Annotated in this window: 22 protein-coding genes; 10 read left to right on the top strand and 12 right to left on the bottom strand. The window is 38.8% G+C overall.

All coding sequences use genetic code 11. The features are described 5' to 3' along the window. The 6 genes from AA977_RS05720 to rpsR all read left to right on the top strand — a co-directional run bounded on the left by AA977_RS05720 (position 1) and on the right by rpsR (position 5,162). On the top strand, positions 1–807 hold the full coding sequence (locus AA977_RS05720; protein WP_064434909.1) for a shikimate dehydrogenase: 807 nt from the start codon (positions 1–3) through the stop codon (positions 805–807). Then, positions 792–2,726: an RNB domain-containing ribonuclease gene (locus tag AA977_RS05715; protein ID WP_064434908.1), complete on the top strand. Its 1,935-nt coding sequence runs from the start codon at positions 792–794 to the stop codon at positions 2,724–2,726. The genes AA977_RS05720 and AA977_RS05715 overlap by 16 nt, the downstream gene beginning before the upstream one ends. After that, on the top strand, positions 2,716–3,738 hold the full coding sequence (gene holA, locus AA977_RS05710) for a DNA polymerase III subunit delta (RefSeq protein ID WP_064434907.1): 1,023 nt from the start codon (positions 2,716–2,718) through the stop codon (positions 3,736–3,738). The genes AA977_RS05715 and holA overlap by 11 nt, the downstream gene beginning before the upstream one ends. 152 nt (positions 3,739–3,890) lie before the next feature. Further along, positions 3,891–4,319 (top strand): 30S ribosomal protein S6, encoded by a 429-nt coding sequence (gene rpsF, locus AA977_RS05705; protein ID WP_033750972.1) that lies wholly within the window; start codon positions 3,891–3,893, stop codon positions 4,317–4,319. Between the two features lie 16 nt (positions 4,320–4,335). Further along, complete coding sequence (locus tag AA977_RS05700) at positions 4,336–4,881, top strand: single-stranded DNA-binding protein (protein ID WP_064434906.1); 546 nt, start codon at positions 4,336–4,338, stop codon at positions 4,879–4,881. A gap of 23 nt (positions 4,882–4,904) precedes the next feature. Beyond that, positions 4,905–5,162: a 30S ribosomal protein S18 gene (rpsR, locus tag AA977_RS05695; protein WP_000440196.1), complete on the top strand. Its 258-nt coding sequence runs from the start codon at positions 4,905–4,907 to the stop codon at positions 5,160–5,162. 946 nt (positions 5,163–6,108) lie between these two features. Here the strand turns inward: rpsR and AA977_RS05690 are convergent. Then, the gene (locus AA977_RS05690) at positions 6,109–6,339 is read right to left on the bottom strand and encodes an HP1242/YdcH family protein (protein WP_064434905.1); all 231 of its coding nucleotides are present in this window, start codon (positions 6,337–6,339) and stop codon (positions 6,109–6,111) included. Positions 6,340–6,457: 118 nt separating this feature from the next. Between AA977_RS05690 and alaS the strand changes: the two genes are divergently transcribed. Next, positions 6,458–9,001 (top strand): alanine--tRNA ligase, encoded by a 2,544-nt coding sequence (gene alaS, locus AA977_RS05685; protein ID WP_064434904.1) that lies wholly within the window; start codon positions 6,458–6,460, stop codon positions 8,999–9,001. A gap of 1 nt (position 9,002) precedes the next feature. Beyond that, a complete protein-coding gene (gene maf / locus AA977_RS05680; RefSeq protein WP_064434903.1) occupies positions 9,003–9,566 on the top strand; it encodes a septum formation inhibitor Maf in 564 nt (187 codons plus the stop codon). A 597-nt stretch (positions 9,567–10,163) separates the two neighbouring features. Here the strand turns inward: maf and AA977_RS05675 are convergent. The 5 genes from AA977_RS05675 to AA977_RS05655 all read right to left on the bottom strand — a co-directional run bounded on the left by AA977_RS05675 (position 10,164) and on the right by AA977_RS05655 (position 15,233). Further along, complete coding sequence (locus AA977_RS05675) at positions 10,164–11,168, bottom strand: formamidase (RefSeq protein WP_064434902.1); 1,005 nt, start codon at positions 11,166–11,168, stop codon at positions 10,164–10,166. Positions 11,169–11,333: 165 nt separating this feature from the next. Beyond that, the gene (gene carA, locus AA977_RS05670; protein WP_064434901.1) at positions 11,334–12,461 is read right to left on the bottom strand and encodes a glutamine-hydrolyzing carbamoyl-phosphate synthase small subunit; all 1,128 of its coding nucleotides are present in this window, start codon (positions 12,459–12,461) and stop codon (positions 11,334–11,336) included. Continuing rightward, positions 12,461–13,012 carry a DUF507 family protein gene (locus AA977_RS05665; protein ID WP_064434900.1) on the bottom strand — a complete coding sequence of 184 codons (552 nt, stop codon included), beginning with the start codon at positions 13,010–13,012 and terminating at the stop codon, positions 12,461–12,463. The genes carA and AA977_RS05665 overlap by 1 nt, the downstream gene beginning before the upstream one ends. Before the next feature lie 77 nt (positions 13,013–13,089). Then, positions 13,090–14,334 (bottom strand): glycosyltransferase family 39 protein, encoded by a 1,245-nt coding sequence (locus tag AA977_RS05660; protein WP_064434899.1) that lies wholly within the window; start codon positions 14,332–14,334, stop codon positions 13,090–13,092. Next, complete coding sequence (locus AA977_RS05655) at positions 14,325–15,233, bottom strand: DMT family transporter (protein WP_064434898.1); 909 nt, start codon at positions 15,231–15,233, stop codon at positions 14,325–14,327. Before AA977_RS05655 ends, AA977_RS05660 begins: the two co-directional genes overlap by 10 nt. Before the next feature lie 406 nt (positions 15,234–15,639). Between AA977_RS05655 and AA977_RS05650 the strand changes: the two genes are divergently transcribed. Continuing rightward, positions 15,640–16,101 (top strand): HP1233 family protein, encoded by a 462-nt coding sequence (locus tag AA977_RS05650; protein WP_064434897.1) that lies wholly within the window; start codon positions 15,640–15,642, stop codon positions 16,099–16,101. Positions 16,102–16,449: 348 nt separating this feature from the next. On the opposite strand, the gene folP is transcribed toward AA977_RS05650, so the two are convergent. The 6 genes from folP to AA977_RS05620 form a co-directional block, all read right to left on the bottom strand. Further along, the gene (folP, locus tag AA977_RS05645; RefSeq protein WP_064434896.1) at positions 16,450–17,592 is read right to left on the bottom strand and encodes a dihydropteroate synthase; all 1,143 of its coding nucleotides are present in this window, start codon (positions 17,590–17,592) and stop codon (positions 16,450–16,452) included. Then, positions 17,589–18,245, bottom strand: a complete 657-nt coding sequence (locus AA977_RS05640) for a DNA polymerase III subunit delta' (protein ID WP_064434895.1) — start codon at positions 18,243–18,245, stop codon at positions 17,589–17,591. The genes folP and AA977_RS05640 overlap by 4 nt, the downstream gene beginning before the upstream one ends. After that, on the bottom strand, positions 18,242–18,784 hold the full coding sequence (gene hobA, locus AA977_RS05635) for a DNA replication regulator HobA (RefSeq protein ID WP_064434894.1): 543 nt from the start codon (positions 18,782–18,784) through the stop codon (positions 18,242–18,244). Before hobA ends, AA977_RS05640 begins: the two co-directional genes overlap by 4 nt. Next, positions 18,781–19,998, bottom strand: a complete 1,218-nt coding sequence (locus AA977_RS05630) for an aspartate kinase (RefSeq protein WP_064434893.1) — start codon at positions 19,996–19,998, stop codon at positions 18,781–18,783. Before AA977_RS05630 ends, hobA begins: the two co-directional genes overlap by 4 nt. Further along, a complete protein-coding gene (locus AA977_RS05625; RefSeq protein ID WP_033602403.1) occupies positions 19,992–20,465 on the bottom strand; it encodes an RNA pyrophosphohydrolase in 474 nt (157 codons plus the stop codon). The genes AA977_RS05630 and AA977_RS05625 overlap by 7 nt, the downstream gene beginning before the upstream one ends. A gap of 161 nt (positions 20,466–20,626) precedes the next feature. Further along, positions 20,627–20,917 (bottom strand): c-type cytochrome, encoded by a 291-nt coding sequence (locus AA977_RS05620; RefSeq protein WP_064434892.1) that lies wholly within the window; start codon positions 20,915–20,917, stop codon positions 20,627–20,629. Positions 20,918–21,010: 93 nt separating this feature from the next. Between AA977_RS05620 and hemW the strand changes: the two genes are divergently transcribed. Beyond that, positions 21,011–22,048, top strand: coding sequence for a radical SAM family heme chaperone HemW (gene hemW, locus AA977_RS05615; RefSeq protein WP_172796005.1), 1,038 nt, complete (start codon positions 21,011–21,013; stop codon positions 22,046–22,048). Positions 22,049–22,092: the final 44 nt, after the last annotated feature.

Here is a 22,092-nt window from a genome sequence, read left to right as displayed (position 1 = left end):
ATGAGTTTAAAATCTTTTGGGGTTTTGGGAAACCCTATCAAGCATTCCAAATCGCCCCTAATCCATAACGCTTGTTTTTTGACTTTTCAAAAGGAATTGGGGTTTTTGGGGCATTACCACCCCATATTACTCCCTTTAGAGAGCCATATCAAAAACGAGTTTTTAAATTTAGGGCTTAGTGGGGCTAATGTAACCTTGCCTTTTAAAGAAAAGGCGTTTCAAGTTTGCGATAAAATCAAGGGCATCGCGCTTGAATGCGGGGCGGTCAATACGCTTGTTTTAGAAAATGATGAGCTTGTGGGTTACAATACCGACGCTTTAGGGTTTTATCTTTCTTTAAAACGCCAAAACTATCAAAACGCTTTGATCTTAGGCTCTGGAGGGAGCGCTAAAGCCCTAGCGTGCGAGTTAAAAAAACGAGGCTTGAAAGTGAGCGTGTTGAACCGCTCCACTAGGGGCTTGGATTTTTTCCAAAACTTGGGTTGTGCATGTTTTACTAACGCTCCTAAGGCCGCTTTTGATTTAATCATTAACGCCACTTCAGCGAGTTTGAATCACGAATTGCCTTTGGATAGAGAGGTTTTGAAAGGGTATTTTAAAGAGGGTAAGCTCGCTTATGATTTGGCGTATGGGTTTTTAACGCCCTTTTTGGCTCTGGCTAAAGAATTAAAACTCCCCTTTCAAGACGGGAAAGACATGCTCATTTATCAAGCCTCTTTAAGTTTTGAAAAATTCAGCTCTTTTAAAATCTCTTATTCAAAAGCGTTTGAAATCATGCAAAGTGTTTTTGGATGCAAGGGTTTTTAAGAAGCCTGTTTTTTGGGGTTAAAAAGATCCCTAAACGATTCGCCCCCTTAATAGAAAAAGGCGTTTTAAAAGAAGCAATTGAGTTCAAAAAGGAACGCTATATTCTAAAAGAAGGCTTTGATATAGGCAGGATTGAACGGGTAAAAAATAAGGCGTTTTTGATTTCTTTAGCGAGGAATTACCCTAAAGACCCTTTAATCAAAAACTTACCCCCATCTTTTAAAACAGACGCGCTAATTTTATGTGAAATAGAATATTTTAAAAAACGCCCCACAGCCTTTTTTAAAGCCGCTTTTTTAAACGAAGACCATACGATAATCGCCTACTTGGCAAAAGAAAACAACCAAATTGTGGCTATCCCTTTTAAAGAGCCTTTTAAAAAAGCCCTTATCTTAAAACACAGCCAAAAATCCTTATTGGAATTGCCCAGGCATTGCGTAGTGAAAGTGGATCTTAAAAAGCGTGAGATCAGCGAGGTTTTAGGGGCTTTAGAAGATCCTTTGATAGATGAAAACCTTTCTTTAAGCCTTTTTGACAGAGTGAAAGAGTTTTCAAAAGATTGCTTGGATTTAGCCAAACGCTACGCGCAACTTAAAGCGAGCGATTTTAAAAATAGGGTGGATTATTCTCATATCCCTTTTATCACCATTGACCCCAAAGACGCTAAAGATTTTGACGATGCGATTTTTTATGATCCAGAAAAAAGGGTTTTGTTTGTGGCGGTTGCTGATGTGAGCGAATTGGTGCCGAAATATTCCAGTTTGGATAAAGAAGCTAGGCTTAGGGGCTTTAGCGTGTATTTCCCTAATAGCGTCTATCCCATGCTGCCTTTGAGTTTGTCTCAAGGGGCATGCTCATTAAAGGCGTTTGAAAAACGCTTGGCTTTGGTGTATGAAATCCCTTTAGACGATGTGAAAAACGCTCAATTATCTCAAGGCGTTATTGAAGTTAGGGCTAATTGCACTTATGAAGAGATCAATCATTTTTTAAGCGCTAATCAAAGCGCTTTAGATAAAGATTTGCAACAAAGCCTTTTAGGGTTTTTAGAAATGGCTTTGAAGTTAAAAAAGGAGCGTTTGAAAAAAGGGTTTAATTTCAATTCGTTTGAAAACAAGCTGTATTTAAACCAAGAAGGGCGTATAGAAAAGATTGAAACGCAACAAGAAAGCGATGCACACACCCTTATAGAAGAAGCCATGCTTTTAGCCAACCAGTCTAGCGCGAGATTATTAGATAAATACTTTCACAATAGGGGGATATACCGCACCCATAAAGAGCCAAGTTTAGAGCAGCAAAAACGCCTCTACGGCAAGCTTTTTGATTATGAAATCATGCGCCCTAAAGGCATGGGTTTTTTTCCTTTTTTAGAGCATGCCTTAAAAATAGCCCAAGAAAAGAATGCAGAAAGAGAAATTTCGCGCTTAATGATTAAATCTCAAAATTTAGCCCTTTATAGCCCCATGCAAGAAAGCCATTTTGGTTTGGGGTTTGCTAGCTATACGCATTTCACTTCGCCCATTAGACGATACAGCGATCTAGCCTTGCACAGGCTTTTAAAAGAATTGTTGTTTTATCAAGCTAAAGGCTGCTCGTATTTGTTAGAAGAAATGCCTGAATTATGCTCTGAGTTGAACGCTTTACAAAAAAAAGTTGCTTTGATTGAAAGGGATTTTGTCAAACGCAAATTCGCCCGCTTAGCCTTAGAGCATTTAGAAAAAGAGTTTTTGGGCGTTGTTTTAGAAATTAAAGATTGGGTGATCGTGGGGCTAAAAGAGTGGGTGGGGCTTAAGGTTTTAGTGAAAACGAACAAGATTTTTAAACCCTTAGAAAAGGTGCGCGTTAAAATCACGCATGCTAATTTGATTTTAGGGCAAGTTAGGGGCGAAATCACAGAAAGGATTAAAGAGCATGTATCGTAAAGATTTGGATCAGTATTTAAAACAACGTCTCCCTAAAGCGGTGTTTTTGTATGGGGAGTTTGATTTTTTCATCCATTATTACGCTCAAGCGATTGGCTCACTCATTAAACTCAATAACCCTAACATAGAAACTTCGCTTTTTTATGCGAGCGATTATGAAAAAAACCAGATTGCGACCCTTTTAGAGCAAAATTCTTTATTTGGCGAGAGCAGTTTGGTTGTTTTAAAACTAGACTTTGCATTGCATAAGAAATTTAAAGAAAATGATATTAATCTTTTTTTAAAAGCCCTAGAGCGGCCTAGCCATAACAGGCTTATCATAGGGCTTTATAACGCTAAAAGCGACACCACCAAATACAAATACAGCAGTGAAGCTATCGTTAAATTTTTCCAAAAAAGCCCCTTGAGAGATGAAGCGGTTTGCGCGCGCTTTTTTACCCCTAAAACTTGGGAGAGTTTGAAATTCTTGCAAGAAAGGGCTAATTTTTTACATTTAGACATCAGCAGCCATCTTTTAAACGCTCTTTTTGAAATCAATAACGAAGATTTAGGCGTTGCGTTTAACGATTTAGACAAACTAGCGATTTTAAATGCGCCCATCACTTTAGAAGACATTCAAGAACTAAGCTCCAATGCGGGGGATATGGATTTGCAAAAGCTCATTTTAGGGCTTTTTCTTAAAAAAAGCGTTCTTGATATTTATGATTATTTATTAAAAGAGGGCAAGAGGGATGCGGATATTTTAAGGGGTTTGGAAAGGTATTTTTACCAGCTTTTTTTATTTTTCGCTCGCATTAAAACGACCGGTTCAATGGACGCTAAAGAGGTTTTAGGCTACGCTCCCCCTAAAGAAATTGCTGAAAATTACGCTAAAAACGCCCTGCGTTTGAAAGAGGCCGGCTATAAAAGGGTTTTTGAAATTTTTAGATTGTGGCACATTCAAAGCATGCAAGGGCAAAAGGAACTAGGCTTTTTGTATTTGACCCAAATTCAAAAGATTATTAATCCTTGAAAATACTGAAAGGTGTTTTTAGATTTTAGGTTCAATATTTCAATAAAACCAAATTTAATCCAAAAACAAGCGAAAGAAAGGTATAATCAAAAGTTTTTTAGACCTTGCTCTTTTTTAGTAAAAAAAGGGCTATACAACCACAAGGAGAATGGATGAGGCATTATGAAACGATGTTTATTCTCAAACCTACTTTAGTAGAAGAAGAGATTAAATCAAAGATTGAGTTTTATAAAGAAGTGATCACTAAGCATCACGGCGTGATTGAAACGAGCCTGGATATGGGCATGCGTAATCTAGCTTATGAAATCAAAAAGCATAAAAGAGGCTATTATTATGTGATGTATTTCAAGGCAGAGCCGTCAATGATTTTGGAGCTTGAAAGATTGTATCGCATTAATGAAGATGTGTTGCGTTTCATTGTGATCAAATACGAAAGCAAGAAAGAAGTAGAGGCGTGGCATGCGTTAGTGGATAGGGCGAATAAAAAGCCATCACACGCTAAAGAAAAACACGAAAAAACCGAACACACGCACTCTCATCACACAGAGGAAGCAGGAAGTAAAGAATCTCATAGCGAGTGAAAAATAGGGGCTTATCATGTTTAATAAAGTGATTATGGTAGGGCGTTTGACTAGGAATGTGGAGTTGAAATATTTGCCTAGCGGTTCGGCTGCAGCTACAATAGGTTTAGCGACAAGCAGGCGTTTTAAAAAACAAGATGGCACGCTGGGCGAAGAAGTGTGCTTTATAGACGTGCGTCTGTTTGGGCGAACGGCTGAAATCGCTAACCAGTATTTGAGCAAGGGGTCAAGCGTTTTGATAGAAGGGCGTTTGACTTATGAGAGTTGGATGGATCAAACGGGCAAAAAAAATTCCCGCCACACTATCACAGCGGACTCGTTGCAATTTATGGATAAAAAGTCAGACAATCCCCAAGCGAACGCCATGCAAGATAGCATGATGCATGAGAATTCCAACAACGCTTATCCTACCAATTATAACGCTCCTAGCCAGGATCCTTTTAACCAAGCCCCTAGTTATCCACAAAACGCTTACGCTAAAGAGAATTTGCAGGCACAGCCGTCTAAATACCAAAACAGCGTGCCTGAAATCAACATTGATGAAGAAGAAATCCCCTTTTAAGGGTGAAAATTTAAGGAGACATTATGGAAAGAAAACGCTATTCAAAACGCTATTGCAAATACACTGAAGCTAAAATCAGCTTTATTGACTATAAAGATTTGGACATGCTCAAGCACACACTATCAGAGCGCTATAAAATCATGCCCAGGAGATTGACGGGTAATAGCAAAAAGTGGCAAGAAAGGGTGGAAGTAGCGATTAAAAGAGCCCGCCACATGGCCTTAATCCCCTACATTGTGGACAGGAAAAAAGTCGTGGATAGCCCTTTTAAACAGCATTAAGCGTTTGATTAGAACTAATAAGGGGGCATGCCCCCTTTGGTTTTAATCGTGTTTGGCTTTTGTTAAACATTAAATTATTAAAAAGCGTTAAAAATCATTTTTAAGGCAAGATCAAAAAGCTTGATTTTAGTCAAGCGGTAGTTTTCAACCCCACCGATGCCACCCCAACAAAAGCGCAAAAAACATAAAAAAGTGCAAAAATTCTAAAATTTTCTCCAAATTACAAAAAAAAAAAACGCTTTTACGCTATAATACACCCCATGCATGTCCAATGCATCAAATTTCAAACCCATTTTAAAAAGGAGAATGTTATGAAAAAAACCAGTTTCAAAATCCACCCTATTCTTTAAGAAAATAAGTTTTTCACTATTTTAAATAAAACTTAAGAAAATAAGTTTTACAACAAAATAAGATCTAAAACGATTGTTTTTTGCTCATAAAGTTTTTTCTCACTGACAAAGTTTTTATTTTTTTAAACTTTTTCTTTTACTAACAGAGCTTTTATCTTTCTAATTCTTTTTATTTTTTTGCAAAACAATGTTTTTATTTTCAAACGCTAATCACAAAAAACACTCAAAGGCGTTTTTTATAACCAACAATAAAAAGTTTGTGTAATCAAGCAACAATCTCTTTAAAAGCGCTCTTTTTAGGGGTTTTTGGTTGGGGTTTGTAGGGGGGAATGGTTTCAAAATACTCTCTATTCTTTAAGAAAATGCGTTTTTAAATATTTTAAATAAAACTTAAGAAAATGATTTTTACAACAAAATCAGATCTAAAACGATAAAACAAAATTTTAAAACCCATTTTTTAAAAATAGAAAAACATTGAAGTTAAAAGCAACTTAACGCTTTAATTTGAAATCAAGGGGTTAAGTTTAGCAGATCTAATAAAATCGCAAGCCAAACGCCTTCAAAAGCGTTTGAGCGTGTTTTAAAAAGATGAATGTTTAAGCATGCTCAAATTTTTGCTTTTCTCTATACTCTATGATCATGCTGTGGATTTCATCTTTTAGTTTCAATTTTTGTTTTTTCATGTGGCTGATTTCTGCATCGCTAGCGTTTTGTTGCTCGGCGGTTTTAATGTCATCATCAAGCTGGTTGTGTTTCTCAAAAATCTTATCAAAATGCGGATTATTCGCTTTTAACACGCTGATTTCGTCTCTAAATTCATGGAACATGGTTTTCTCCTTTATTTTGGATGTTTAAAGTATAATAAACTATCTTTTTAAAAAAACAACTTAAAAGCGCTATAAAATAGCCTTAAAAAGCGCGATAAAACGACAAAAAGGAATACCCATGGACATTCGCAACGAATTTTTACAATTTTTTCAAAATAAAGGGCATGCAATTTATCCTAGCATGCCTTTAGTGCCTAATGATGCTACCTTGCTTTTTACTAACGCTGGCATGGTGCAATTTAAAGATATTTTTACTGGGATTGTGCCACGCCCTAGCATTCCTAGAGCGACAAGCTCGCAACTATGCATGCGCGCAGGAGGCAAGCATAACGATTTAGAAAATGTCGGTTACACCGCAAGACACCACACGCTTTTTGAAATGTTAGGGAATTTCTCTTTTGGGGATTATTTCAAAGAAGAAGCGATTTTGTTTGCGTGGGAATTTGTAACCAAAAATTTGGGGTTTAAGCCTAAAGATTTGCATATCAGCGTGCATGAGAAAGACGATGAAGCCGTTAAATTGTGGGAAAAGTTTGTGCCTTTTGACAGGATTAAAAAAATGGGCGATAAAGATAATTTCTGGCAAATGGGCGATAGCGGGCCTTGTGGGCCTTGCAGTGAAATTTATATTGATCAAGGCGAAAAACACTTTAAGGGGAGTGAGGATTATTTTGGGGGCGAGGGCGATAGGTTTTTAGAAATTTGGAATTTAGTGTTCATGCAATACGAACGCTCTAATGATGGCGTTTTATCCCCCTTGCCAAAGCCTAGCATTGATACGGGCATGGGGTTAGAAAGGGTGCAAGCGCTTTTAGAACATAAGCTCAATAATTTTGATTCTTCATTATTTGCACCCTTAATGAAAGAAATCAGCGAGCTTACAAGCTTGGATTATGCGAGCGAATTTCAGCCAAGCTTTAGAGTGGTAGCCGATCATGCAAGGGCGGTGGCGTTTTTGCTCGCTCAAGGGGTGCATTTTAATAAGGAAGGCCGTGGCTATGTTTTAAGGCGTATTTTAAGGCGCGCTTTAAGGCATGGGTATTTAATGGGCTTGAAAGAAGCGTTTTTATACAAAGTCGTGGGCGTGGTGTGCGAACAATTTGCCAACACGCATGCGTATTTGAAAGAGTCTAAAGACATGGTGATGAAAGAGTGCTTTGAAGAAGAAGAGCGCTTTTTAGAGACTTTGGAATCTGGCATGGAATTATTCAATTTGTCTTTAAAGCATTTGAATGATAATAAAATCTTTGATGGCAAGATCGCTTTCAAGCTGTATGACACTTTTGGTTTCCCTTTGGATTTGACAAACGACATGCTAAGAAGCCATGGGGCGTGCGTGGATATGCAAGGTTTTGAAAGTTGCATGCAAGAGCAGGTGAAACGCTCTAAAGCCTCATGGAAAGGCAAGCAAAACAACGCCGATTTTAGCGCCATTTTAAACGCTTATGCACCTAATATCTTCGTGGGGTATGAAACGACAGAATGTTCTAGCCAAGCTTTAGGGTTTTTTGATAGCGATTTTAAAGAAATAACAGAAGCAAATCCTAATCAAGAAGTTTGGGTGTTGTTAGAAAAAACCCCTTTTTACGCAGAAGGTGGGGGGGCTATAGGCGATAGGGGCGCACTTTTAAAGGGCAATGAAGAAGCGGCTTTAGTGTTGGATACAAAAAACTTTTTTGGGCTTAATTTTTCGCTCCTTCAAATCAAAAAAGTGCTAAAAAAAGGCGAACAAGTGATCGCGCAAGTGAGCGATGAACGCTTAGAAATTGCCAAACACCATAGCGCGACGCATTTATTGCAAAGCGCCTTAAGAGAAGTGTTAGGCTCGCATGTGAGTCAAGCGGGGAGTTTGGTGGAGTCCAAACGATTGCGCTTTGACTTTTCGCATCCTAAAGCGCTCAATGATGAAGAGTTAGAACAAGTAGAAGATTTAGTCAACGCTCAAATTTTCAAGCATTTAAATAGCCAAGTGGAGCATATGCCTTTAAATCAAGCCAAAGATAAGGGGGCGTTAGCGTTGTTTAGTGAAAAATACGCTGAAAATGTGCGGGTGGTGAGCTTTAAGGAAGCGTCCATTGAATTGTGTGGGGGCATTCATGTGGAAAATACCGGGCTTATTGGGGGGTTTAGGATCCTTAAAGAAAGCGGAGTGAGCAGTGGGGTCAGGCGTATTGAAGCGGTGTGCGGGAAAGCCTTTTACCAACTGGCTAAAGAAGAGAATAAAGAGCTTAAAAACGCTAGGATTTTATTGAAAAATAACGATGTGATAGCCGGCATTAACAAGCTCAAAGAGAGCGTGAAAAACAGCCAAAAAACGCCCGCCCCTATGGATTTACCCATTGAAACCATTAATGGCACAAGCGTGGTGGTGGGCGTAGTGGATCAAGGCGATGTGAAAGAAATGATTGACCGGTTAAAAAACAAGCATGAAAAATTGCTCGCTATGGTGTTCAAACAAGAAAATGAACGCATCAGCCTAGCATGCGGGGTGAAAAATGCCCCTATAAAAGCGCATGCGTGGGCTAATGAAGTGGCGCAAATTTTAGGGGGTAAAGGGGGCGGAAGAGACGATTTTGCGAGCGCTGGAGGTAAGGATATTGAAAAATTGCAAGCCGCGCTTAATGCAGCGAAAAATACCGCTTTAAAAGCTTTAGAAAAATAGCATGGAATTGATTTTAGGCTCTCAGTCTAGCGCTAGATCCAATCTTTTAAAAGAGCATGGGATTTCATTCAAACAAAAAGCGCTAGATTTTGATGAAGAAAGCTTGAAAGTTGCAGATCCTAGGGAGTTTGTTTATTGGGCGTGCAAGGGGAAATTAGAAAAAGCTAAAACGCTAGTTGCCAATCATTGCGCTATCGTGGTCGCTGATAGCGTGGTGAGCGTGAATGGCCAAATGCAACGAAAAGCCAAAAACAAACAAGAAGCCCTTGAATTTTTAAAACTCCAAAATGGCAATGAAATAGAAATTTTAACCTGCTCTGCCTTGATTTCTCCTAAATTAGAATGGCTGGATTTATCGGTTTTTAGAGCGCGTTTAGGGGCGTTTGATTGGAGCGAAGTAGAAAGGTATTTAGAAAGCGGTTTGTGGCAAGAAAGCGCGGGCTGTGTGCGTTTGGAAGACTTTCATAAGCCCTATATTATAAGCTCAAGCAAGAATTTAAGCGTGGGGTTGGGGTTGAATGTGGAAGGCTTGTTAGGGGCGCTAAAATTAGGGGCTAAACTTTAATCATTATCAATACTATCATTTTATTCTATAAAACATTCAATCGTATTTTTTTTAACCACCACCCCTTGACAAACAAAAAAACGATACACTCCAACATTTGGCGTTTAAAGGGTTTGCTGCATGATTATTAAGTTTTTTAAATGGGTTGGAGGTTGTCTTGGTGCTGTGCTTTACATTGGGCTTTGTTTTGTTTTCCCTCCACTCATTATTCTTTTTCTTTTATATGTGATAGTGTCTATTTTTAGCGACGATGACGATGATGATGTTGATAGTTTTTTTAACTAACGATGATTTTTAGCGTTTGTTCCATGTTTTCAAATCGTATAAAATCGTATAAAAAAATGCATAAGGAATGCGTGAAATCGTTTTTCACTTCTTTGTTGGCAAATGTATGGATAGTTAGCATGTTAGATGACTGATAGTTGATTATAAAAATTCTTTTGGGATTGAAAAATAAGAGATGAGAATAATTTCTTATTGATTTGACTTTGCCTTTATCCAATAGGGATAAATCTTTTCAATATTCTCTCATTGTTTAAAAAATGGGGAAACTAGAACCTTTTAAGGTAGGTTCTAGCAAAAATATAAGGTTAGGGGTTATTTCCCAAAACGCCCACCGGTGGTAGGATAGCCATAGATAGAGCCGTCTTTGATTTTCATGTGATCTTCCCAAGGCAATTTGTATTTACCGGCGGCCAAGTCTTTGATGTAGGTTAAGCCTGCGTCATGTTCTCCGCCCGGTTTAGCCACATACCCTCTATGGCCTAAGTTGTAAATGTTGTTTTCTAATCCCCAGCTTAAGCGGGCGTTGTCTGCCATTCTAGGATAGATTTCCCCAGTTACAATTTCCCAAGGGTTGCGGTGCCCTTGAACAAGGGTCGTGCCATCAAAGTTACAGATTTGCCCTTCGCCAAAGTAATAAAAGACATTATCATAGCCGGCCAAATTCACGCTCACGGTATACATCAAATTGTGCCATGCGTTAGAGCGGTTAGTTAAAATCCATTGATCATTGACTTGAGTGCTATAGCCTGAAATGCGGATATACACATTGCACCCTTTATAAGCCGCTTCTCTAGCGAGCTCTGGAATCATGCCATCATGGCAAATGCACACGGCCAATTTTGATCCACCAGGCCCCTCGCACACAGGCATTCCTAAATCCCCAGGATACCATGGTTCAATAGGATTCCATGGGAATAGCTTGCGGTATTTTAGAATGATTTTACCTTGCGGATCAATGATGATGGCGGTGTTGTAGGGGTTTTTGTTAGAATCAGGATTGCGTTCCATGATTGAAAAAACACCATAAACTTTCGCCTCTTTACACGCTTGAGCGTATCGCTCTGTCTCTTTACCGGGGACATCTAGCAAAAATTCTTCGCTGAGCCACTTAGCGGTATTCAAACCTTGCGTGCTATACTCAGGGAAAATGATAAGCTCCACTCCCGGATACCCCGCCTTAGTCGCATGCAAGGTTCTAATAATGCTTTCAATGTTGTTTTCAATATCCTTACGGCTATTGACAATTGGCACAGGAAACTGAATGGCTGCCACTAAAAACCCTTCAATAGGTTTGCCCATACTACCGATACTTCCCATAATAACTCCTTCTAAAAAGTTTTGTCGCAATAACAATAATAATTATTGCGAGAGAATAGTATTGCATCAAAACCAATTTAGGGTAAATGCGAGATTTTTTAATAAAAAGATTTAAATCTATTTTTAAAGCGCTTTCAATCTCTATGGGCGTTGCTTTAAAAACCCTTAAAAACCCTCTAACAATTTCACAAATTCTTTAAAAATATAATGGCTTTCTTTAGGGCCGGGGCTGCTTTCTGGGTGGTGCTGGACGGAGATGATGGGGGCGTTTTTATAGCGCACGCCTTCAATGGTGTTGTCAAAAAGGTTTCGGTGCGTGATAATAGCGATGTTTTCAATGGCTTCAGGGACGCAGTAGTTGTGGTTTTGTGCGGTGATTTCAACGGCGTTTGTTTCTAGGTTTTTAACGGGGTGGTTGCTCCCATGGTGACCAAATTTGAGCTTATAGGTGGGGTAGCCTTGCGCGATAGAGAGCAATTGATGCCCCAAACAAATGCCAAACATAGGGATTTTAGCGCCAATGAGTTGTTTGATTTCTCCAATTTCTTGTTGCAAACTCAAAGGATCGCCTGGCCCGTTAGAGAGGAAAATCCCATGGATTTCTTTTTTTTCATAAGCTTTAATCAGCTCGTTAGCTTTGGTGTGGTGCGGGTAAATAAGGGCTTTTAACCCCACATTTTGAAGCTCATTTAAGATATTGCCCTTAGCCCCAAAGTCTAGCACAGCGATAGTTTTATGAGAGGTTTTTTTATCAAAAGGCTTGTAATCTAAGGTTTTGAAATCAAAAGTCGCGCGTTCGTGGGTTATTATTTTTTGTGTGGAAACGCTAGACACTAAGGGAGAGTGAGAAATTCTAGGGGCGTTTTTTAGAATCTCTTCAAGCGTGTTTTTATCATGCTCTATCGTGGAAGCCACCATCATCAAGCACCCATGATGGCGTAAAATTTTAATCAAACTCCTAGTATCAACCCCACAAATCCCTAAAACGCCGCGCTCTTTCAAGTAAGCGCTCAAGCTAAAATCCGCCCTTGAGTTAGAAAAAAATTCGTTGTAATGGCGCGCTAAAATCCCTACACATGAAAAAAAGGATTCATCGTCTTTAGAATTGGTGCCCACGACCCCAATTTCTGGCATGCTAAAAACCACAAATTGCCCCTTATAGCTAGGATCACTAATGACTTCTTGATAGCCGCTCATGGAAGTGTTAAAAACAAGCTCGCCCACTTGCGTGCCACTAGCCCCAAAACTTTGCGCTTGCAAAAAAAGCCCGTTTTCTAAATAGAGAGAGACCATTACAAAAAGCCTTTGCGTCTTAATTCTTCTTCATAGAGCCTTTCAAACACAAGCTCGTATTCATCGCTCCCTACGGGCAATTTGCGTTTGTAATGCTTGATTTTTTCATGCACTTCGTTTTCAATGCTTTCATACGCTTTAGAATAGGTGTCAATGGATTTGTAAATCAAGTTTCTTATCAAATTCTCCGACACGCTAAACATGATCAAATCTTCATCTAAGATTTTATTCAAAATCTGGTGCGATAAATCGTTGCACCTTTCTTCCCAGAACAAATGAAAGCCTTCTTTTTGAGCGATTTGTCTTTTAATCATCCAAAAAAGTTGCCTTTCGTCCATGCGCATGAATTCTATTTCGTCCGTGTTTTCTTCTAAAAGCTCTCTGGCTTGCTCATCTATGGCGTTTTCTTTTTTAACGCTTTTTTCCAAAATTTCTTCTATCAAGGTGCACAACAATTCCCTAGGGGCTTTTAATTCTAATAGTTTTGAATGGGTAAAGTCGTTGGCAATCTTATGGCTTATATGGTTTATATGGGTTAGTTTGAGTCTCATGATTTTTCTCGCGTATTTTATTTATTTTTAGAGTGTATTTTATCATTCTTTAGATAAAATGCTTTTTAAAGAATGGGTTAATGGTGCACCAAACTATAGGATTGTAGAATTTTATCAGCGTAGATGATTTTAATATCCGGGCGTTTTTTAGAAATCTTGGTGTTCATCAGTCTCAATCTCCCCCCTTCTTTAATGCCATAGAATTGAAGCCTTAAAGCGAGTTGTTTGTCATTGGTGCGGATTTGATGGATGCCTCTTAATTGCAAAGCTATAGCGACTTCTTTGGCTAAAAAATGCCGGTTTAATAATTTTTCATTAGCGCCAGAAATTTTACTCCCCCACAAAAAGAGCGTTTCAGTGAGCATTAAAAGATACAGGCTAAAAACGCGCAAATAATACTGCCCCCTAAATTCCTTCAAACGCACCCTAAGGCTATTTAAAGCGCTTTTAATGAATAAGGGCAAACCGATTAAAGCTAGGGGGGCGAAAGTTTTCAAATCTATTTCTTGGCGCATGCTCAAAAGCAAAGGGAAAAGCCAACCGCTCGTGCTCATAAACGCTAATAACGATGGCTTTTTATCAAAAAGGGCTTTATAGAGCGTATAAGGGTAGTAGAGAAAAAATAAGGGCGAATACAAAAGCATGAGTTCCAAGCAAGTGTCTATAAAATACCCACTGGGCAAGCCCTTAAAATTGTCATTGAAAAGAGCGGTGTTCACACCCAAACAAACCAAAGCAAAGATCGCGCTTTTAAAGTAGCGCCTTTTTAAAGCGTAGATAACAACCCCTAGTAAAAGGGGAACGAACGCACCGTCTAAAAACGAGCAAGCGCCAATGGCTAAATAGGGGATTTTTTGGGTTTTGACATGCAAATAGCTAATTAAAAGCCCAAGATTTAACACTAACACGCTTTTAGATAACAAGATTGCAAAGAGATTCACTCCAGGCAATAAAGCGTAAGTTAAGACCACATAAAGGGCGTCTTTAGGCTTTTTTAAAAGGTTTCGCCCTATGAGATAGAATAAAAACATGTTGGTGATGTGAGAGAGTAAAAAAGGCAATCTTAACGCTAAATCGTTTTGACCCAAGATTTCCGTGCTTTTTTGAGCGATTTGAACAAACCAAGCGTTGCTATAAAAAAAGTCTTTCGCTTCATTGTAACTGATAGAAATTTCTTCGCTCATCCATAACCCTAAAGCCAGGACTAAAAAAGCCATGACAATAAAAATCAAATCGTTTAAATCAAAGCTCCTTGTTTTTTTCGCCGGATAAATAAAGAAATTAAAATATAACAGCGCGCTTTGTAAGGGGTTCAGTTGCATGATTTATAATTTTTTAATTCTTTTAAAAGAGCGGGCAAGGCGATGAGTAAGCCTGAAAATAAAATCAAAGCCACCCCTAAAGAGCTTTTAAGATCCAAAAATTTATCGCCTAAATACAGCCCAAACAAAAGCCCCCAAACAATGCGGGTGTATTCAATGGGGGCAATGATCCCAGCAGGAGCGTTCATGTAAGCATAGGTTAAGAAATACTGCCCTAAAGTCCCGCTAATCCCTATTAAAGAAATCCACAAAATATCTTCTTTTCTGGGCATGTGAATGCCTGTGGATAAAAAAGGAATGTCAATGAACATGCCCGCTAACCCAAGAATACTCATGCCAAAGGCGAACGCTAAAATCACGGCTTGCTTGTCGTAATACTCTCTCAAATCCCTTAAAGTGATATACGCCAAAGACACAAAGACCCCACTCAATAGACCCATAATAATTTCAATTAGCCCTACATTTTCCACGCTAGGATCTGAAATGAGCACCACGCCCACTAGCCCAATGCATGCGGAAATTAATGCGCTTTTTTTGAGCTTTTCTTTCAAAAGCAAAGGAGAAAGAAGCACCGTATAAATAGGCGCGCATTGCGAGAAAGCCGTTGCGGTGGCGAGCGAAATTTTTTCAATATTATAAAAAAACGCTAGCATCGCTAAACCCCCCACAACAACCCTAAAAGCGAGTTTTTTAAAACCGCCTTGCTTGTAACTCCTTATGCGGTAGGGCTTGAAAGGATAGACGAGCAAAAGTAAAAGCGTCATGGTAATGGAGCGGTAAAACACATTTTCCATAGGGGAAAAATAATCCGCTGTGATTTTAACAAACGCGCTCATGATCCCAAAGCATAAATTCGCCAAGAGTATCATTGAAACGCCAAATAAAATGGTATTACGCATGCCTTTTACTCATCAATAAAGATTTTAGGGGTAGTTTAACCTAAAATCTCTAATTAAGACTTAAAGTTTTTCAGCTCTAAATGCATAAAAGTTGCATTAATTTATCAAATCATGTTATAACAATGTTCTAGGAGTTTTTGCCTTTGTTTTTATCTAGAATTTATTCTAGAAAGCTTCAGCATTTCAAGACTCCTTAATAGAAATATGAAAACATAAAAACACGAATCCTTTTTGAAAATAAACTCCTAGACCCTTTTTTAAGGGTTTAAACGCTGGAGACAATTAGAAAACTCTTTTAATCTGGCGCTTTTTAAGTCTTTTGTTGGAAAATATTTGCAGTAACTTCGTCTCATTATGGAATGGATTTTGCTTAAATCATCGTAAAATTCAATTCTAGGAAATTCGCATGGCCGTTTCTTCTATCAACCAATTTGATTCTAACCTCTATGGGCTTTTAAATTCAAAAAGCGCTCCTAAAGAGGATTTAGCCCCTGTTGAAGGCGTAGAAAAAGCAGAGCGAGAAAAAAAAGACGCTCTTACAGAAAACCTCCCCTTTAACCCTGACAAGCGAGAGACTTATGGCTTTTTGGTTTTAGAATTGATGAGCGATAGGGAGTATGAGGCTTTTTTAAGGGCGACGGCAGGAATGGATGAGAGCCAAAAACGCCTTGCGGCCCAATCGCTTTATAGCTTGACGGATTTTTATAACGGGAAATTCTCTAAAGAAGTGGAAAGCGCTCCCAAACAACCGGTGAATGGCTTGCACAAGAAAGCCCTACAAACTTTTAACGCTACCAACCATAACGATTTTTTGCAACGCTATCAAAACGCTTATAATAACGCTTCAACGATGGATGTGGTTCTTTAAACCACCCAAGCAGAAATCCCCAAACATCTTTAGTGTTTGGGTTTAAAAGATTAAAGATCTATCATCTTAAACATTAGGATTAAAAACAAAAATTAATCCGTTTCTGTTTTTAATTAAATATAGATAACTAGATTTTATTTTATGATAAAACTCTTAAGGGGATAGAGGGTATTTTAAAATAATTCTCCCCTTAATCCCCAACTAAAACCCGCCTAACCCTAAAAGATCGCTTTTTTAACGAGGCTATCGCTTGATTAAAATCAAGCTCTTTATTATTTAATCTTAAAAATACTTTTAGCATTTTTCATAATAACTAACATTCATTAAAATCAAAGCCAAAAATTTTATTTAATCCGTTTCTTCCAAGCTCTTAAACACTTTGATTAAATCAATATGCTCATCAATGTCATGCGCTCTTAAAACGCTCGCTCCATTTTGCAACGCCATTAAATGCAAGCTTAAAGTGCCAGCGAGTCGGTTTTGAACTTCACGCCCAGTGATAAGCCCGATGGTGTTTTTACGGCTCGCTCCCACCAGTAAGGGTTTTTTGAATTTGAGGAAGTGGCTTAAATGCTTGATTAAGGCCAAATTATGCTCTTTTAATTTAGCGAATCCAAACCCAATATCCAAAACAATATCTTGAAGCGCGTATTTTTCTAAAACCTCTAGCTTGTCTTTAAAAAAGCGATCCATTTCATCAAATAAATTATGGTAAAACACATTTTCTTGCATGTCTTTGGGGGTTTTTTGAGAGTGCATTAAAATGCAAGTAGGCTTGTAATCCCTTGCGACTTCTAGCATTTCAACGCTACTAAAACCGCTCACATCATTAAGGATGGAAAAATGATGCTCCAAAGCCATTCGGGCGGTTTTGGCATGGTAGGTGTCTATGCTAAAATGGGCACATTGGTAGAGTTTTTGGGATTTGATTTCTAGTAAAACTTCTTTCAAGCGCTCTTGCTCTATTTTTGGATCAATGATTTCACTCTGTGGTCTTGAACTGGCCGCGCCTATATCAATGAGCGTGATGCCTTTTTCCAATAATTGATAAATCTCTTCAAGCGCTTTTTTGCTATTAAAACGGCTCTTTTCGTAGAAACTATCCGGCGTGAGGTTTAAAATTGCCATGATCTGTGGGGCGTTAGGTTTAGGGGCTTTGAGGTGGCTTTTTAATTCTTGCGCTAAACGTTTAAGCCCAAAGGGTTGGGAATAACACTTCACAATCAAGCGCTCTAATTGGTTAGCGCTCACAATCAACACCCCATCATAAAAAGGCTCTTTAGCCAAAATGCAATCTTTTGGCGTGGCAAAATCGCCTCCAACGCTGATGGCTTCTTGCTTTAAAATCAATGCAGCGCTTAAGGGCAAATGCTGGATTTCAAAGATCAAGCTAACGCCTTTTTGGTGCATGCGATCTTTTGCGATCTTTTCTGGGCCTATTTTTTGGAGGGCGTTTTTTAACGCATCAGGGTTAAGGCGTTTTAAAGTCATGGCGATCTCTTTTTAGGCAAAAGGCTTAGAAGCAAGGGCAAAAGATTGTAGCTCAGCTTGTAATAAGAGCTATTAGCCTTGATCGCTAAATCAAAGGCTTGCAATTCTTGCTCGTTTAAACAGATTTGACATCTGTTGATGCTCTCTAACAGGCTTTCAATTTTTTCCCTTTGATTTTCTCTAGAATCAAAATTTTCTTTGTCTAATTCCTTTAAAAACGCATAAATATCTTTCAAATCCAACCTAGATAAATCCAAATTTAAAGGTTTTAGAGGGATTTTTTGGCGTCTGTCTTCTTTGATTAGGCGGGATTTAATGGTGGCTAAAACATGGTTTGGGCTTTTAGCAAACATGATAAAACAAACATTATTCGGAGGCTCTTCTAAGATTTTTAAGAGCGCGTTTTGGGCTTCTATCCCGTAACTAGGGGCAGCGATTAAAAAGGCGTTCAATGCGCTGTGTTTGAGGTGGGCCTTTGAAATCACTTCTTTGGCATGCTCTATTTTAAAATCCTTGTTAAAAGTTTTGATCACCTTTTTGTCTTTTTCAATAATCTCGGTGTAGAATTTAGTGTGGCGCTCAAAAAGGCTTGCAACTTCTTCTAAACTCTCTTCAAGATTGTCCGTATAAATAAGGCGGTTGGAATTTTTCACAAAGTAACCTTATTGTATAGCACGCTAAAAAGCGCGTTTTCAAAGAGTTTGAAGAGTTGCAATAATTTATAATCTAGCAAACTATCATGCTCTTTTAAAAGCAAGCAGTCTTCTTTAAGCTCTTCAAAAAGCCATAAAAAACTAGGGATTTTACTTAATAGTATTGTTTTTAAGCCTTCGTTTTCAATTTTGCCAACATGCCAAAACATGGGGCTTTGATAAGTGAGCTCTATGGTGGCTAGAGAAAGGTTTGCGTCATTTTTGGGGTAGAAAGAAGAAGCGTTGAAATCAATGACAGACAATAAAGGGCGCTCTTTTAAATCTTTAGGGTTGAGATTGGAAAGAATGTAGTTTAAAAACCAGTGTCTAGAAGAATCCACGCTCACTAACAGCGAACCGCCATTAAGCACATGCGAAATGGTTTGCGCGATGAGTTTTGCATAGCTTGAACGCTCTAATTCTAACCACCCGCTTTGTTGAGCGATAAACTCACCCTGATCGCGCACAAATTCCCTGATCCAATCATAGAAATTTTTCATTGATCTAATTGATACACCGCATGCAAAGTTCTAACGGCTAATTCCGCGTATTTAATATCAATCAAAACCGAAATTTTAATCTCGCTTGTAGAAATCATCATGATATTGATGTTGTCTTTGGCTAGGGCCTTAAAAGCGATGCTCGCCACCCCAGAATGCGATTTCATGCCCACGCCCACTATAGAAACTTTAGCGATATTTTCATCATAATCAATGGAATCCATTTGCGCTAAAAAAGGCTTTAAGGCTTGCTTGGTTTCTTCTATTTGGGTTTTAACGATCGTGAAATCCAAATCCGTTTTGCCGTCTCTGCCGATCGTTTGGACTATCATATCCACATTGATGCGATACTCCGCTAAAGCGCCAAAGATTTCAGCGGCAATGCCAGGCCGATCTTCCACGCCCTCCATGCTCACACGAGCTTGATTTTTATCCAATGCGATCCCGCTCACAATAGGGGTTTCCATGCGTTCTCCTTTAAAGTCTTTTTCAGCCACAATGAGCGTGCCTTCGCTATGATTAAACGAGTTGCGAGTTACCAATTTCACGCTGAGTTTTTTAGCCAATTCTACCGAGCGGTTTAACAACACTTTAGCCCCCATAGAGGCTAGTTCAAGCATTTCATCATAGCTGATTTGCGCGATTTTTTGAGCCTTTTCTTCAATGCGAGGATCGGTGGTATAAACGCCATCCACATCGGTATAAATTTCACACAAATCCGCCTTTAAAGCCCCGGCTAAAGCGACCGCACTCAAATCGCTCCCCCCACGCCCTAAAGTTGTCGTTTCGCCATGAATATCAGCGCCTTGAAACCCAGCGATCACCACAATGTAGTTTTTTTCTAAAAGATCTTTAATGCGTTTGTTGTCAATGGATTGGATCACAGCGTTTTGAAAATGCGAGCTGGTTAAAATACCCGCTTCTTTCCCGCTCAAGGAAATAGCCCTATGCCCATACCTCTCTAACGCCATGCTCAAAGCCGCGCTTGAAATCAATTCCCCCACGCTCACGATCCTATCCATTTCTCGCTTGTTAGGGTTATGGCTAAAATTCTTGCCAAATTCTAAAAGCCGATCCGTTTCGCCGCTCATCGCCGAAACCACCACCACGACTTGATGCCCTAATTTGACGCTTTCTAAAACCCTTTGGGCGACATTGTGGATCCTTTCTATACTACCCATGCTCGTGCCGCCGTATTTTTGAACGATTAACACCCCAAATACCCCTCTCTTCTAAAATAAGCGATGACTTGGCGGTACACTTGACGCTTAAAGGGAACGACTTTTTTAAGCAAATCCTTTAAATGAATGAATTGATAAGCCCTAAATTCTGGCGTGTGTTTGTTTAAATCAATGTTGTTCGCACGCTTTAGGCGCACTAAAAAATAGCGCTGTTTTTGCCCATCAAAGGAATAGAATTTATGTTCCATGTTGCTTGGGAAATCATAAGCGATCCATCTGGGGTATTGCGCTAAAATCTCTATCTCATTCGTGCCAATTTCTTCTAACAATTCCCTATGGAGCGCTTCTAAAGGGGTCTCGCCCTCATCAATGCCCCCTTGGGGGAATTGCCAAGCTCCTTCAATATCCACGCGCTCAGCGATAAAAATTTCGCATGTATTAGGGTAGTCTGGCGACACAATAATAGCCGCAACATTAGGACGATACTTTTTATGTGGCATAGGTCTTTATTCTAGCTCTTTCTTGTTTGATGTAAGATCGTATTATAGTGTATGCTGGCTTTAAATAGGGTTAAGAATGCCATTAAAATCAAAAATTAAGAAAAAAGGGTTTGAAACTAATCTTAATAGCGCCAAAATAGCACTATTAAGATTAAGAGAGTTTATTTGAGAGTGGGGATGTATTTAGCTAAAGCCTTGATGTCTTCATCGCTCAATTTCTTAGCTTGCGCGGTCATGACAGGATTTTTATTGGTGCCGTTTTTAAAATCCATAAGAGTTTTTTCAATTTCCGCTTCACTCATCATGTTAACGATTTTGCTTTTACCTAAGGCTTTCTTTTCAAACTTAACCCCATGGCAAGCGGCACAACTTTTAGCAAGCACTTTAACATCAGCTGCCATTAACGCGTTGGCGAACGCTAAAACGCCTAAAGCCACAATAACCTTTTTCATAGTTCATCTCCTTATTTATCAAAATGATCTTAAAATGATACAATTCCAAGTTTAAGCTTTGCTTAAAATAAAGTAAAAATGAGTGAAATAAATATGATTTTATATATTCATATCCCTTTTTGTGAAAATAAATGCGGTTATTGCGCTTTCAATTCCTATGAAAACAAGAGCGAATTGAAAGAAGAATACACGCAAGCGTTATGCTTGGATTTAAAACATGCCCTAAACCAAACCCATGAAAAAATTGAGAGTGTCTTTATTGGCGGCGGCACGCCCAACACTTTAAGCGTGGAGTCTTTTGAAAAGATTTTTGAAAGCATCCATCAAAATGCGAGTTTGAGTTTAGATTGCGAGATCACCACTGAAGCTAACCCTGAACTCATCTCTAAAAACTGGTGTCAAGGCTTAAAAGATTTAGGGGTCAACCGCTTGAGTTTAGGGGTGCAAAGTTTTAGGGAGGATAAATTATTGTTTTTAGAGCGCCAGCATTCCAAAAATATCGCTCCTGTGATAGAAACTATTTTTAAAAGCGGGATTGAAAATATCAGCATTGATTTGATTTATAACACCCCATTAGATAATGAAAACTCTTTAAAAGAAGAATTGAAACTCGCCAAAGAACTCCCCATCAACCATTTGAGTGCTTATTCTTTGAGTATTGAAAAAAACACGAATTTAGAAAAAAACGCTAAAAAACCCTCAAGCGTGGATTTTGACAATGTAGTGAAAGAAACTTTAGAGGGCTTTTCTTTCAAGCAATACGAAGTGTCCAATTACGCTAGGAATTACCAAGTCAAACACAATCTAGCTTACTGGGGGGCTAAAGATTATTTAGGGTGTGGGGCTGGCGCTGTGGGCTGCGTGGAAAATGAGCGTTTTTATGCAAAAAAACTCATAGAAAGTTATATTAAAGACCCCCTACAACGCCAAGTTGAGACGCTTAGCGAACAAGACAAGCGATTAGAAAAGCTGTTTTTGGGCTTAAGGTGCATTTTAGGGGTTGAGATTAACCTGTTAGATGCTCACAAAGTGGAGCTTTTAACTAAAGAAAATAAGGCTTTCATTAAAAACAACCGCTTGGTAGCGAGCGATTTTTTCATGGCCGATGAAATGGCTTTGTGGCTGCTATGATTTTTAGGCTTTGTTCTATAAAATATTAAGTCTAAAATTAAAAA

Source organism: Helicobacter pylori, assembly GCF_001653455.1.
Lineage (GTDB): Bacteria > Campylobacterota > Campylobacteria > Campylobacterales > Helicobacteraceae > Helicobacter > Helicobacter pylori_A.
This window is presented reverse-complemented; position numbering and strand designations above follow the sequence as displayed.

What these genes read in the sequence shown, in the direction of transcription:
- AA977_RS05720 (WP_064434909.1), top strand. Translation starts at nt 1, where the DNA reads ATGAGTTTAAAATCTTTTGGGGTTTTGGGAAACCCTATCAAGCATTCC.
- AA977_RS05715 (WP_064434908.1), top strand. Translation starts at nt 792, where the DNA reads ATGCAAGGGTTTTTAAGAAGCCTGTTTTTTGGGGTTAAAAAGATCCCT.
- holA (WP_064434907.1), top strand. Translation starts at nt 2,716, where the DNA reads ATGTATCGTAAAGATTTGGATCAGTATTTAAAACAACGTCTCCCTAAA.
- rpsF (WP_033750972.1), top strand. Translation starts at nt 3,891, where the DNA reads ATGAGGCATTATGAAACGATGTTTATTCTCAAACCTACTTTAGTAGAA.
- AA977_RS05700 (WP_064434906.1), top strand. Translation starts at nt 4,336, where the DNA reads ATGTTTAATAAAGTGATTATGGTAGGGCGTTTGACTAGGAATGTGGAG.
- rpsR (WP_000440196.1), top strand. Translation starts at nt 4,905, where the DNA reads ATGGAAAGAAAACGCTATTCAAAACGCTATTGCAAATACACTGAAGCT.
- AA977_RS05690 (WP_064434905.1), bottom strand. Translation starts at nt 6,339, where the DNA reads ATGTTCCATGAATTTAGAGACGAAATCAGCGTGTTAAAAGCGAATAAT.
- alaS (WP_064434904.1), top strand. Translation starts at nt 6,458, where the DNA reads ATGGACATTCGCAACGAATTTTTACAATTTTTTCAAAATAAAGGGCAT.
- maf (WP_064434903.1), top strand. Translation starts at nt 9,003, where the DNA reads ATGGAATTGATTTTAGGCTCTCAGTCTAGCGCTAGATCCAATCTTTTA.
- AA977_RS05675 (WP_064434902.1), bottom strand. Translation starts at nt 11,168, where the DNA reads ATGGGAAGTATCGGTAGTATGGGCAAACCTATTGAAGGGTTTTTAGTG.
- carA (WP_064434901.1), bottom strand. Translation starts at nt 12,461, where the DNA reads ATGGTCTCTCTCTATTTAGAAAACGGGCTTTTTTTGCAAGCGCAAAGT.
- AA977_RS05665 (WP_064434900.1), bottom strand. Translation starts at nt 13,012, where the DNA reads ATGAGACTCAAACTAACCCATATAAACCATATAAGCCATAAGATTGCC.
- AA977_RS05660 (WP_064434899.1), bottom strand. Translation starts at nt 14,334, where the DNA reads ATGCAACTGAACCCCTTACAAAGCGCGCTGTTATATTTTAATTTCTTT.
- AA977_RS05655 (WP_064434898.1), bottom strand. Translation starts at nt 15,233, where the DNA reads ATGCGTAATACCATTTTATTTGGCGTTTCAATGATACTCTTGGCGAAT.
- AA977_RS05650 (WP_064434897.1), top strand. Translation starts at nt 15,640, where the DNA reads ATGGCCGTTTCTTCTATCAACCAATTTGATTCTAACCTCTATGGGCTT.
- folP (WP_064434896.1), bottom strand. Translation starts at nt 17,592, where the DNA reads ATGACTTTAAAACGCCTTAACCCTGATGCGTTAAAAAACGCCCTCCAA.
- hobA (WP_064434894.1), bottom strand. Translation starts at nt 18,784, where the DNA reads ATGAAAAATTTCTATGATTGGATCAGGGAATTTGTGCGCGATCAGGGT.
- AA977_RS05625 (WP_033602403.1), bottom strand. Translation starts at nt 20,465, where the DNA reads ATGCCACATAAAAAGTATCGTCCTAATGTTGCGGCTATTATTGTGTCG.
- AA977_RS05620 (WP_064434892.1), bottom strand. Translation starts at nt 20,917, where the DNA reads ATGAAAAAGGTTATTGTGGCTTTAGGCGTTTTAGCGTTCGCCAACGCG.
- hemW (WP_172796005.1), top strand. Translation starts at nt 21,011, where the DNA reads ATGATTTTATATATTCATATCCCTTTTTGTGAAAATAAATGCGGTTAT.